Origin of the sequence: Litoribrevibacter albus, from assembly GCF_030159995.1 — a bacterium.
Lineage (GTDB): Bacteria > Pseudomonadota > Gammaproteobacteria > Pseudomonadales > Litoribrevibacteraceae > Litoribrevibacter > Litoribrevibacter albus.
The window spans coordinates 555,235-568,026 of the sequence record NZ_BSNM01000003.1; the positions used below are offsets into that span (position 1 = coordinate 555,235).

The 12,792-nt window shown below is 39.6% G+C and carries 9 protein-coding genes; 7 read left to right on the plus strand and 2 right to left on the minus strand.

Annotated elements, in window-relative coordinates; all coding sequences use genetic code 11:
• Nucleotides 1-42: 42 nt before the first annotated feature.
• Entirely contained in the window at nucleotides 43-396 is a 354-nt protein-coding gene (locus QQL66_RS21215) for a substrate-binding periplasmic protein (RefSeq protein ID WP_431356881.1), read from the minus strand.
• A 36-nt stretch (nucleotides 397-432) separates the two neighbouring features.
• The gene (locus tag QQL66_RS21220) at nucleotides 433-828 is read right to left on the minus strand and encodes a substrate-binding periplasmic protein (protein WP_431356882.1); all 396 of its coding nucleotides are present in this window, start codon (nucleotides 826-828) and stop codon (nucleotides 433-435) included.
• Nucleotides 829-1,272: 444 nt separating this feature from the next.
• Between QQL66_RS21220 and QQL66_RS04220 the strand changes: the two genes are divergently transcribed.
• From QQL66_RS04220 to QQL66_RS04250, 7 genes are read left to right on the plus strand one after another with little or no spacing between them, the layout of a single operon-like run.
• On the plus strand, nucleotides 1,273-1,740 hold the full coding sequence (locus QQL66_RS04220; RefSeq protein WP_284379134.1) for a hypothetical protein: 468 nt from the start codon (nucleotides 1,273-1,275) through the stop codon (nucleotides 1,738-1,740).
• The gene (locus QQL66_RS04225; RefSeq protein WP_284379136.1) at nucleotides 1,737-2,642 is read left to right on the plus strand and encodes a helix-turn-helix transcriptional regulator; all 906 of its coding nucleotides are present in this window, start codon (nucleotides 1,737-1,739) and stop codon (nucleotides 2,640-2,642) included. The genes QQL66_RS04220 and QQL66_RS04225 overlap by 4 nt, the downstream gene beginning before the upstream one ends.
• A gap of 21 nt (nucleotides 2,643-2,663) precedes the next feature.
• Nucleotides 2,664-6,356, plus strand: a complete 3,693-nt coding sequence (locus tag QQL66_RS04230; protein WP_284379139.1) for a patatin-like phospholipase family protein — start codon at nucleotides 2,664-2,666, stop codon at nucleotides 6,354-6,356.
• Nucleotides 6,353-8,005 carry a dynamin family protein gene (locus QQL66_RS04235; protein WP_284379141.1) on the plus strand — a complete coding sequence of 551 codons (1,653 nt, stop codon included), beginning with the start codon at nucleotides 6,353-6,355 and terminating at the stop codon, nucleotides 8,003-8,005. The genes QQL66_RS04230 and QQL66_RS04235 overlap by 4 nt, the downstream gene beginning before the upstream one ends.
• Before the next feature lie 24 nt (nucleotides 8,006-8,029).
• A complete protein-coding gene (locus QQL66_RS04240) occupies nucleotides 8,030-9,283 on the plus strand; it encodes a TerB family tellurite resistance protein (RefSeq protein WP_284379142.1) in 1,254 nt (417 codons plus the stop codon).
• Nucleotides 9,280-10,551: a hypothetical protein gene (locus QQL66_RS04245; protein ID WP_284379145.1), complete on the plus strand. Its 1,272-nt coding sequence runs from the start codon at nucleotides 9,280-9,282 to the stop codon at nucleotides 10,549-10,551. The genes QQL66_RS04240 and QQL66_RS04245 overlap by 4 nt, the downstream gene beginning before the upstream one ends.
• 5 nt (nucleotides 10,552-10,556) lie before the next feature.
• A complete protein-coding gene (locus QQL66_RS04250; RefSeq protein ID WP_284379148.1) occupies nucleotides 10,557-12,785 on the plus strand; it encodes a dynamin family protein in 2,229 nt (742 codons plus the stop codon).
• The last annotated feature ends 7 nt before the right edge of the window (nucleotides 12,786-12,792 follow it).

Consider the following 12,792-nt stretch of genomic DNA (forward strand, 5'->3'; position numbering starts at 1 on the left):
GTAAAACAATGCTTGGTGATGAGTCGTTAGATTTTCCTCTCGTTACCGGGTACACAGCACCCGATATTTTTCGCATAACGGCGCATAGTCGGGTGTTTGTTTCACTTCCTTCAATGCCTTTGAGAACGACTCGACAAAGCCTTTGTCCACGGAGGCTTTGCTGAACGCCAAGTACATGGGTTTTACTTGAATGGGGTAGTCTTCCAGAATGGTAAAATCACCTTCCTGATCTTGAATCATATTTCGTATCACGATGATTTCCCCGGCCAGAAAATCAATGCGTCCTGCCTTTAACATGTTAAATAACTGTGTTTCATGGGTGACTTCGAAGTATTTGATGTCGTTATTTTTCAGAAAATTCCAGAACTCATCAGGGAAGTTGTAGCCACGTATCATCCCTACGGTGTGGCCTTTTAAATCATCAAACGATTGCTAGTTTAAGGGCTGTTTGTTGTCGTTCTTTACGACGAATACCTTGGCTGATTTCACTAAAGGCTCATCGGGAAACCAAAGTCGCTCTTCACGTTCTGTATTTTTTGATGTGCTGTGAATCGCGTGGATTTTACCGGCATAGGTGGATTCCAATGCGCGTTTCCACGGGTAAGATTTATGGTGGTAGCTGGTGATCTTCATGTGGGCCAGAGTCAAATTGATTAACTCCGCTGAAAATCCATGAATCTGATGATCGGAAGTGGAAAACTCATAGGGCGGGAACTCGGCCATCCCGATGGACAGGGCACCCGAATAGAGTGATTCAGAAGACGGTTGTTGAGCGATGGCATCAAAAGAGAATAAGAGTGAAAGTAGGACTACCAGTAATACACGCATTTTGTGAACGGCCTAACAGCGAACTAATAATTGTTATTTTTTGACTATAGTTCATTGCAAAATAGTTCATCACAAAATGACTTTGTATACGAAGAAAGTATTGGTTGTTTGTGCTTTCAATAAGCAATATAGGTCAGCTCTCCATTGCATTTGGGGCATCGAGGTTCCTTCTTCCATGGCGCATAATGTAGCGCTGCTTCTTTAGTTGTTAGAATATGATGGCACTTCTTGCACATCCAATTGCTTTTTCCTGGTGGTTTGACTGCCATAAGTACTCCTTTTTTACATTGCGATGAAGTTATAACTTCATTTCACATCTTAATCAGTAGCCGGACAGGTCTTGTCCTTTAAATTATTTTTAAAACGAAAACTCTCCGGGACAAAACCTGTCCGCTAGATAAGTAAAACTGTGATTGTTATCAGGGGGCAAAGGATGCGAAGTTTATGGAATTTCAAAAAATCTCAGAATTTGAATTAAGTTCAGATGCTAAACATCAGAAAATCTTTGATTCCCTTATAAGGGAAATTGACTTTTTTGGTGGCATTCCTATTGAAAGAAACTTTAAAAAAGGATGCATTACTGCTGCTTGGCCGTATGGCCTAGATCCGTTTGGCTTGAGAATTAGCATCCATCTTTGCTCAGAGTCTTTAGCTTTGATTTTGATCAAGTTTTCAGCTTGTTTTAGAGATTACCCCGATGTGCATGGTCATGCTGAGCAAAAAGCTAAGGCATTAATGACTCATATTTTGACGAAGAGTTCTAAAAATCAAACTTCTGAGGGTGGTGTTCTGGAAAGGCAAATACGGAAGATACAAAAGAACACACTTATCCAACTTGTAGGTCAACTATTCATTGACTATAACTATGGATACCCAAAGGAATTGAATTCTGATTTAAAGACAGATATATGAGCGATATGGATATCGGTCCAATGGAATCTAGGGGCGAAAAGCTAGCACCTAGACTGGTCGAAATTATTATTAAACTGGCTTCGGGTCAGAAGTTTACTACTGCCAAGTTAGCAGAAGAATTTGGTGTCGATCAGCGTACTATTCGTCGTGACCTTAATGAACGCTTATCTAATTATGTTGAGCGTGATTCTAATAACAATTACTACATCACTCCGAGTCTTTTAGGGAAACTAACCACTTCTGATTTTCGTGGCTTAGCAAACAATGCTGGCATTGGCGGGCTCTACCCAGAATTAACAAATCGCTTTATCAAAGAACTTTTAGATCAAGGTTCTGAAACTGTTTATGACGTGGAAGGGTATAACTACGAAAATAATCAGGAGTACCGCTCTCTTTTCCAAAAACTAAATTCTGCCATCAAAGAACAGCAGATTATTAAGTTCATCTACAAAGAAAAAAACTACTCAGATATTCACCCTTACCAAATCAAAAACGCCAATGGCATTTGGTATTTGATGGCCGTAGATGGTGGCAAGATCAAGTCCTTTTCAATATCCAAAATAGATTGCTTGATTATCCATCAAAGTCGCTTCCAAAAGAATGAAGCCTTCAATAAAGAGATTAAGGAACAGGATGGTGTTTGGATTAGCTCTCAACAGATTGAGGTGATCGTTCTTGTTGATAGCAAGGTGGCGGATTATTTCAAACGCAGAGACTTATTACCGAATCAAGTAATTGAACAGGAATTAAAAGATGGTGATTTGAAAGTGAAGTCCACCGTTTATCACCCCAATGAAATTGTGCCGCTGATTAAGTATTGGATGCCACATTTGAGGGTGGTGGGGCCAGGATCGATTTCAAAAAGTGTAAAACTTGATATTCAGCGATATTTAGAAGAATAGTGTTAAAGGAAGAAACAAAAAATGGCAAAGCTAGGACTAGCATTTTCAGGCGGTGGCGGTAAAGGTGCCTACGAGATTGGTGTATGGAAGGCACTTAAAGAATTCGGTATTGATAAGAATGTTGAAGCCGTAGCGGGTACATCTGTCGGTGGGTTAAATGGTGCACTGTTTGTAAATGGTGATTATGACGCCGCTGAATCTCTCTGGCTTAATATTGCACCTGAAAAAATTATGGTACCAAACAAAGATAGTTTGGCTAAGCAGGTTGCCAAGGCGGGCCTTCAAACTTTGGTTCCTGGTATTCCTGGAAAAGCCATATTGGCGATAGATAGAATTACTAATGGTGAAGGTTTTTTTAATCAGTCCGGCCTGTCTGAATTGATTGAAGAGAGTAACGCATGTGATGGTATTCATGAAGACAGTTTACCCTTTCATGTATGTGCATTGAGTACTCCAAAAGGTGAGTTGAAATATCCTTTATTGAACGACAAAAGTTCTAGCACTATCAAAAAGTGGCTTTTGGCCAGTGCGGCGATACCCGTGGTTTTTGATGCGGTTAAGATTAACGGTAAGAACTATTATGACGGTGGAGTCTTACCTGGTAAGTACAGTGATAATACTCCTTACAAGGTGTTGATCGAAGAATATGACTGCACGCATATCATCAATGTTTTTCTTTCAAGAACCCCTGATCTTATAGAAGTTCAAAAAGCTTACCCTGGAATAAACTTCTGGAATATCGTTCCGACCGGAGCCTTTGATGGGGGATTAGCAGCACCGCTAGTATTTACTTCAGAAAATGCAGCCAAACTTATTGATTGTGGTTATCAGGATGTCATTAAAATTCTGGAGCAATTTAAAGCGTTTCAGGATGATGAAGATCGCTATTTAGACGCAGTCTTTGAATTGGGACAATCTAATTCCGACTTTAAAGATCAGATAGAACTTTCCAAAGAACTTCGAGTGAGTGATAGTGACTCAAATATTGAAGAACTCTCTTATGAGGACGTTATCGACGAACTGTCATGTTCGTTGGATGAGCAAGAAAGAGACTTAATCAATGATAAACTCGACGATATTCTTGATGAGATGAAGGATGCATCTTCAGAGTTACTGGACGAAGCGTTCACTTCCATTAGTACGCTTGCTTCTACGGAAGGGCGAATCAATGAACAATATGAAGAAGGCGTCTTTGGTCGCTTACTTAGTTCAGTCACTGAGGTATTTACAGGCACAAAAGCTAAACAGCAAGCAGGCATAAACTGGGATTTGAATCGAGCCATTTATGCCAATCAACAGTTGATTCAGAAACTCAATAAAAAGCAGATGCTATCCATGGAAGTGATGGTGTCCCTTTCGAATAAAACCAACTATTTGTTTACCCATGTAAACCACATTAATGCGAATCTAAAGCTGCTGGAAAGCCAGAGTATTCGTAATCTTCAATTAATGAAGGTGGGTGTTCAGCGTTTAGCAGATGAAACAGCTAAGCAGTTCTCATATCATGATCAACGCCTAGAGAGATTGGAAAGGGCAGACTGGATTGATAACTGGTACCACGAAATAAGAGGCTTACCAAAGACACTTCCTGTAGATGAACTTCTGATGGAAGTTACAACCAGCTTTTACAATGCTACAGGGCGTGATTGGCAGCATGCGGAATTACAGCGCTATGTGAACGCCCTAGATGATTTGGGCATAAAGAATACGAGTCTCACTCCAAGTGATTTACTGTCTAAGACAAATCTGGCGGTTTTTTCTAACAGAGTAGACGTTAAATCCGTGTTCCCTGTTGTTAATAAAAAAGCCTGTTCCCATCCAACCCTAAAAGCCATTCAGGAAGTTTTAGAAGAAGATGCGCTTGACGATGTGCTTCAAGAGATAAATCAAGACTATGCTCTTGATTTAGGCACTGAGTTAAAGGCCAAAGATATTGGTTTGGAGCTTCTTTACAGCTTAAAAGTGAATGATCGACGTACACCGGTTTTGACAACCACGTTGAAGGACAATGAGCTACTGGAGCACTCACACCATGGTAAACAAGCGGAATGCTTGGCTATGCTCAACAAACTAATCGAAGTAAATGATCGATTGGTCGTTAATGAATCCCAAGCAAAAGACCTTAGTTTTCTAAAAGAGGCTGTTGAAACATTTAAGGTTGTAGTACCTATCATTGGTAAGTTCTCAGCGGGTAAGAGTACCTTACTTAACGCCTTCTTAGGCAAAGACTATTTAAGCTGTGCAATCACGCCAGAAACTGCCTTTGCAACTGAACTTCGTTACTCCGAGTCTGAGTATGCAATTGTCCATTTCATGGGGGATATACCTTCTGTCAAACTGTCATTAGACAGCTTCAGATCAACATCATTTGATCATGATGTGTATTTCGCGGAACTCTATATAAATCACACAAAGCTAAAACATCGGTCTGATACGGTGCTGGTTGATATGCCTGGCTTTGACTCAAACAGTCTTGCCCATACTAAAGCCATTTCCCGTTATCTAGAGCGTGGTGATCGCTTCGTTTGCCTGATTCCATCCAATGTACCTTTTGATGCAACCATTATGAATCAGTTGGCTGAAATCGAATACGACTATGGAAAAGACATTTCTGTGTTGATATCCAAGTCTAGCCGTAGATCGCCATCCCAGTTAAATGCGCTTACTGAAGAGCTACGAGATTCCCTTCAATTGAACATTGAAATAAATGATATTGGTCACGTAGAGAGTAAAGGGGCTGAGACTGATATATCGGACTTTGAAAATTTATTGGATATGGCCGCAAAGAATTTCGATCAGCTACTTGGCCAACGCTACTTAACCAACATTGATGAGCTTAAATCAAGGCAAGTTAAAGAAATTGAAGGTTTAATTCAATACGCCTCATCCAATCAGGGGGAGTTGGAGCAAGAAAAACAGTCGTTAGAAGAACAATTCAAGAGCTTAAAAAAATCCGTTGAGAACGGCTTATCCGAAATGGAAATGAATCTGTGCTCGAAAGGTAAAGAGCAGATTGTTGGGCAAGTGCAGCAGGCTCTGAATGAGGCTCAGTCTCAGCTGCTTAATGCAGCAAGAACGAACACGGTAAGTGTGGCTGTTTCTGACATAGTAAGGCCTATTCTTCAGCACGGTTTGAATGAATTAATACAGCAAGAAATGAATAAACTCGAAACCAGCTTAGAGCAAGTATCTGCTGAGTTTACTGGACATGCAGGAATTAATATCAATATCCCACAAGAAGAGAAAAGTAATTTCTCTGTGAAGGGGGCAGTGATTGCGGCTGGTATTGGTTGGGCTGTTGCTGGCCCGCTAGGTGGTGTGATCAGTGGATTGCTTAAAGGGCTTTGGGATACGTTCTTTGGTGGCAATGACGCTCAAGAAAAAGAAGAACAGCTTCGCAATGAAATTCTGAACCGAGTAATACCTCAAATTATTTCCAGTGTTATTCAATTTGTAGAGGGGGAGCTTAGAAAAGCAGCGCAAAACCTTCGTACAGCCGTTATGAACTCATTCTCAGATGAACAAAAACATCACCAGGAAAAGCTTGAGCTATTGATCAAGCAAATGAAAGAAGATCAGGCGAATTATGAAACTAAAGTGGCCTCATATACTGAAGTCTTAAATGAAATTAATCAGCTACAGTTGTCAGGAAACCAACTTCAGGCAATAGATGCGATGAAAGATCAAGAATGTGTAGGTGAGGCAATAGCATGACTAATGTCTGTTCAGATTTAATGAATGCCCATCAAACGGCATCAGAGCCAAAGTCAGTACCAGAAAGTAAATCTCATGTGCCGTCAGATAAAAATAAGTATCTGGCCGACCCAGAGTTAGGGTTGGAGCTTTGTGCATCCTTAATTGAAAAAGGTAATCAAAAGAATCGTGCAGCCACTTTGGTTAGTGAGCTGGATGAGTTAGTTCAAGAGAAATTTTTAGAGCACACTGAAAACAGCGATAACACCTACGCCGCCCAAACCTATGCAGATTTGAATCGATTACTACTGCATGTCTCGGAAGTCGTGAGTTTTCCCTTCTTTGAAAAAGCTTGTACGGTGGCTGTAGGTGGTTCGTTCAGTGCCGGTAAATCTCGTTTTTTGAATTCGGTATTAGGTTGCCCTTCGTTGCTGCCTACAGATACCACACCGACCACGTCTATTCCTACTTATATTTCTAAAAGTGATCATGATGCGATTTATGCGCTTAACTTTTATAAGAAAAAAACTCAAATAGATGAAGAGGCCCTTAAAGCAATCTGTCATGCGTTCAGTAAACGCTTCAATGTTACTTTTAGCCATTTGTTGCAATTGATTTCGGTTGAACGTGAAAGCTTCACATATCCCAATCTAATCTTTTTAGATACGCCGGGCTACAGTAAAGCTGACAGTCTGGCGCAAGATAAGCACGCTACCGATGCCAATATCGCCAAAGAACATCTCGCGTGTTCTGATTTTCTTATTTGGTTAATTGATATCCAGAACGGCACCATTCCACAGCAAGATATTGAGTTCATTTATGATCTCAATATGGATACACCCATTTTATGTGTTTTAAGTAAAGCAGATAAGAAAACGGAAAAAGAGATTCAGAGCGTTATTGAAACAACCAAGCAAAGCCTTGAAGACAACGACATAGAATATATTGATGTAGTGGGCTATTCGTCGGCAGAGCATAAAGAGTATTCGGAGTCTGCTTCGGTGATTTCTTCTTTTATGCAGGACGTTAGTGATAAAGGACACAGCACCACACTGTATTGGCAGGCAAAAAAGATATTTGCAGACTATCAAAGCTACTTTGAGTCGGATAAACAAAGTCTAAAACTTACTCAAGGCATGATTAACGAACTGATCTTTGAAGAGGGTGTGTCAGAAGAGAAAAAACAACACCTGACTGACTTTAAAAACAAAATTAAAGGCCAGCTTGATGAGCTGACTCGGGCGAAAATGGAAGCGAACAAAGTTCAAGAGGCTTTCATTGAGCGTATTACTGAGTTATGTGAATTGTTAGGCCTGGATATTTCCTCAGAGCCACAAAAGCACAGTATTAATAGCCTGAAAAAGAAAAGCCATAAATCAAAGAGTCAACAAGTCCATCGTTTTGATGCTTTGATTGACGGTGATATTTCAACACTCTCATCCATGGCCGATGTTGAAAATATCCCTGGTACGATTGAGAAAGCCAGTGCCGTTGGCGTGAAAATATCTTTAGATAACAACGATTCTATAAGTGTGCTGATACTTAAACAGAAATTAAATAAAGTGCTCTCTCAATCGGAAATTGAGAATAGCTTATGTGTAGGCACAGCGGTATCGCTGCAAATATTAGACAACAAAAAGTGTGTCGTGAAAGTTAGTGTCGAACAGTAACAAGTAATTAATAGGAATGATGGTATGGATATTTTAGAGTTTCTCGAAGATGCAACTAAAGAGGCCGATGCATTTGAAAATCACCCAATAAAAGACTTTTCATTGGAAGACCAGCTTCTATACCTTCAGGGGTTAGCCCTTGTGATGAATGCTGATGGCGCAGTCCATGAAGACGAAAAAGAGTATCTTCGAATACTGATTAAATCCTTTGATATGGACCAATCGTCATTAGAAAGCCTTGTTGAATTTGCTAATCAACCTGATAAAGACACGATACAAGCCTTTTTTAAAACCTACCGTCGCAAGCCAATTGCCCAGCTTTTCTTGTTTGATACACTGATGATGACTCGTCGTGATGAAGTAGTTCATGACAAAGAAATGGCCGTAGTGAATAAAATGGCCGACCAACTAGAAATTCTTAAAGGCACACAAAAAGACATTTACGACTTGTTCTGTTTTATCAAAAACAAAAACTGGGCAGAGAGTGCTTTATATTTCAGCTCCCACTTATTGAACCCTGATCATTTTAAGCACCTGCTGGATTACCATGGGTTGGATATGGATGAAGTATTAGCCAGTGCTCGAGAGTTCCGGCTGGACAGATTGAAGGCTGCAATTCAAAGGAAAGTGAACCTTGAGCAATACAGTTGGGAACCAATTAGTTACCTAGATGGGAGTAAGTTAGATCCTAAAGAAACCGAGATTACAACAGAGTTTCTTAAACAACCTCTGTTTACCTCAGAGTTATATTTATCTCTTATGCAGGCAAAGCTTGATAGGGGTGAGTTACGCATAGAAGATGGTATTGCTTATCAAGGTTCAGGCACAAATGTATATGCCAGTTTAAAAGATTTGGATTTACTTTACGATCAGGAAAATATGGCTTTGTATATCAATCCGGAAATCTTAAAGGAAAGGAGTGATGATGCTGAGGGTAAATCTAGAAAATATTCAGAAGAATTAATTAAGGATATAACGAAACTCTTTGGAAATGATATTGATGTAAATAAGCCTAGTGATATTAATAAGGTTCTTAAACCTATATTTGGTAGTGTTATTTCTTATGGTCGGAAATATGGGAGTTCTGATTTTGATATTAAATTTCCATCTAAACAGGGAAATAATATAAATCAGATAGTTCTAGGACATTCAGGTAGATTCTATAACAACCCACAACGTCGAGAATATATTTCATCAGATTCTCCTGCTTTAGATATGAACATCATTGATGTCCTAAACTCTGGTCGTTTCCGTCTCATGCGTACAGGTAAAAAATGAATATCCTCGATATTGTCGAAAAATCCCTTGAGAATTCGCTTTCTTTTGATAACCACCCTGCTAAAGCGCTTTCATTTGAAGAGCGCATTCTCTATCTAAATGGTTTGGCGTTGGTTATTAACGTGGATGATGAGATTCACCAGTCTGAGCTCGATTATCTCAAAGTTATGATTCGTTCGTTGGATATAGATATATCTACCTACGATGATTTTGTTGACTTTGCAAAAGCCCCTGACCTAAAAACGCTAGAAGCGTTTTGGGCGTCTTTTAAACGAAGGCCAATTGCACAGGTCTTCTTGTTTGATGCCTTGATGATGGCCTTCATCGACGATAAAGAGCATGAGAATGAAAAGTTACTTTTGAGCAAGTTTGGCGATGGCTTGGAGATTACTAAAGCAACTCAAGAGGACATTTATGATCTTTTTTGTCATATCAAACACAAAGATTGGGAGCTAAGCTCATTATATTTCAGCTCGCACCTGTTAAACCCAGATCACTTTAAACACCTGCTTGATTATTATGAGGTTGATCTTTCTGAGTTATTAGATCGGACGCAAGAATTAAGAAAAGCTCTTTATTTAGAACGCTTTAGTAAGCTACTTGATGTCTCTGAAGTTGATGTTCGTTGGAAAGATTTACCAGAAAGTTCTCCTCACTATAAAAAAGGGTTTAGACAAATAACCGAAGGGGTTGCTCCGAAATTAGATCTAAAAAGTCTAATAGTTAATGAAGAATTACTTCCATTTCTGCAAAGTAAACTAGATAGGCAAGAGATAAGAATTGGATGTGATGACAAGGTCTATTGCTCAGATGGTAGCATATATTTTAATCTGAATGCCTCAGGCTTTGGTTACTCTAAAGAGTCGAGATATTTCTATTTATATGAAATTTCGGATAAAGATATATTGCTTGTAGAACGACTGATTATTGACTTACTTTCTCATGTTTTGGGTGACGCTTTATTCTTGGATTCTTCTGAGTCATTAGATAGGATCTTAGACTGGCTTTGGGGGTGTGAAATATTGAAAGGATCGGCGAAGAGTATGAGTAAGGGTGAAATATATGTTTCGGGTGGTGAGTTTAGAGCTACTTGTTCAAAACAATCACGTAGTTTTGATCCAGCAAATATGGTTGAGACTCTAACGTCTTTTTATAGAGATAATAAGAGTCCACCTTCTTCCGATGAGTTAGATCTTTGCTCAACTAAAATTGATGGTTCGATTTTTGATATTTTAAATTCTGGAAAAATTCGTTGGGTTAAGAGGTAGAGGGCATGGATAGCATTAACATTAGATTTGACCATTTAGAATCATTAAATAAGAAGTATCAGAAGTTTTCAGGACAAATAAACCAAGATACATTATCTAATCTAGACAGTCTGGTTAGTACTTTTTTAAGCGATGCCGAAAATGCACGGAATGAAAACAGGCTATTAAGAATAGGTATTGTTGGCCAGGTTAAGCGCGGTAAATCATCTTTGCTTAATAGCCTATTGTTTGATAGTCAGGATATCCTGCCCAAAGCCGCGACCCCTATGACCGCTGCACTGACTAAAATAAGCTATGCAGAGGAGCCTTCAGCGACGGTTGAATTTTATACCGAAGATGAGTGGCAGAAAGTCAAACTGATGGCCGAACAAGCCAAAGCAAAGATGGAGAATTATCAGCATCAACGCCAAGAGTTTGAACGAAAGAAGACGATGAAAGAGAAGGGCGTGCGTCCACCGGTTAAGCCAACATTAAGCAATGAAGAAGAGGCTTCTATTGAGTTATTAGAAATGGCACTCCAATCGGATGTTGATATTAATGCTTGTTTAGGTCAGTCAAAGCAAATTAGCGGTGTGAAGCAGTCATCTGATCTTGTATCCAAACTACATGAATACGTGGGTTCTAGTGGTAAATACACAGCTTTCGTAAAAAGCACAGAGTTACGATTAAGCATTGATTCCTTAAAAGATATTGAAGTGGTGGATACACCGGGAATGAATGATCCGATTGTTTCCCGTAGCAGACGAACACAGGATTTCATCGGCCAATGCGATGTGGTGTTGTTCGTTAGCTATTGTGGTCAATTCCTTGATGTTGTCGATATGAGGCTGTTAGCTCAGAGTATTCCAAATAAAGGCATCGAAAATATCATTCTGATAGGTTCAATTTTTGACAGTGTTTTACTGGATGAGTGCCATGAGTATCAGGATGCACCCACTGCTATTCGTTCTATAACACAGAAGCTCAATGAGGCTGCTGTCGGCGCTATTAACCAAGTCTGTGAACAGGATGGGGAAAACGGTAACCAAAGCCATCTGATGAAAACTTTGCAAAACTCTTTACCGGCTACCTTTGTTTCTGCACGTTGGCTAGATATTTCCAAGAAACTAAAAGCCGGAGAAGAACTGAGTGAGGAAGAAGCACATACTCTTAAGCAGATTAATAGTACATTTGAAGGTTTTGAATTCACTGCTGAAATATTAGAAGTGCTGGCTAATATTTCGCGTGTTGAAACTCAAGTGAATGAAGTGCGAGATAAAAAGGAAGAAATTCTTTCCAGTCGGCTTGAAGGGTTAATCGAAGGCTCTATGACGGGGGCTCGATCTCTTCTGACTCAAATAAAACAAGATGTTGAGCAGAAAAAGAAGCTCCTAGAAGAAGGGGATATCGAATCTCTATCACAAAAACAAGCAGAGCATATTAAGAAGCTTGAATCGGGCGAGGTAAGAGTCAAAGCCACATTTGAGAAATATCGTATCAGTGCAGAAAAAAAGCTCAGATCACTTTTAGCAGAGATTCAACAAGATGCTCAAGGTGTTAAGCGTGTTGAATCACAGACTGGATCAAGACAAGAAAGCTATGAGACCTCTCATGAGGTCAGTGATAGTACATGGTATAAACCTTGGTCTTGGCGCGCGACTAGAACTGAATACACCACCCATTATCGAACGGTTAATTACAGCTATGCCAATGTAAATGAAGCAGTTGATAAGCTTGAATCTTTTGTTATTGACTCATCTAAGGCTTTGTTTAAAGCCAGCTTGAATGCCGTCAACTTAGCGCTATTCAGAAAAGATATTAAAGAGTGTGTTAGAGGGTTATTAGACTTTTCGGACGATTCTTTTGATCCCGAAAATATTCTATTGCCTTTAAGTAATGCCATTGAGCGCATTACCATCCCCGCTGTTCAGTTAGATATGGATCACCATATTCAAACCGTGAGGGAGCAGTTCACTTCTGCTCAAGTAGAGGATGATGAGATTAATCAATTACGCAATGAACAAAGCCGTGTGGTTGGGGTGTTACTGAAAGACATAGCGAGAGAGCTCGAAACCAGTATTGGTTTAATCTTACAGAAAATGGTTAAAGAGGAAGAACAATTCATTCCGAGCCTAACCAAAGACCTGAAAGCGACAGTAGCTCAGCTAGAAGAAGACCTTAAAGATAAAGAAGCGCGATTAAATAATTACGAAGAGATACTCTACACTTTACGTAATGATCTTTCAGAGATTTAGATTTTTT

Excerpts from the sequence above, each read along its gene's own strand:
- QQL66_RS21215 (WP_431356881.1), bottom strand. The coding sequence starts at position 396 with ATGATACGTGGCTACAACTTCCCTGATGAGTTCTGGAATTTTCTGAAA.
- QQL66_RS04230 (WP_284379139.1), top strand. The coding sequence starts at position 2,664 with ATGGCAAAGCTAGGACTAGCATTTTCAGGCGGTGGCGGTAAAGGTGCC.
- QQL66_RS21220 (WP_431356882.1), bottom strand. The coding sequence starts at position 828 with ATGCGTGTATTACTGGTAGTCCTACTTTCACTCTTATTCTCTTTTGAT.
- QQL66_RS04235 (WP_284379141.1), top strand. The coding sequence starts at position 6,353 with ATGACTAATGTCTGTTCAGATTTAATGAATGCCCATCAAACGGCATCA.
- QQL66_RS04225 (WP_284379136.1), top strand. The coding sequence starts at position 1,737 with ATGAGCGATATGGATATCGGTCCAATGGAATCTAGGGGCGAAAAGCTA.
- QQL66_RS04245 (WP_284379145.1), top strand. The coding sequence starts at position 9,280 with ATGAATATCCTCGATATTGTCGAAAAATCCCTTGAGAATTCGCTTTCT.
- QQL66_RS04250 (WP_284379148.1), top strand. The coding sequence starts at position 10,557 with ATGGATAGCATTAACATTAGATTTGACCATTTAGAATCATTAAATAAG.
- QQL66_RS04220 (WP_284379134.1), top strand. The coding sequence starts at position 1,273 with ATGGAATTTCAAAAAATCTCAGAATTTGAATTAAGTTCAGATGCTAAA.
- QQL66_RS04240 (WP_284379142.1), top strand. The coding sequence starts at position 8,030 with ATGGATATTTTAGAGTTTCTCGAAGATGCAACTAAAGAGGCCGATGCA.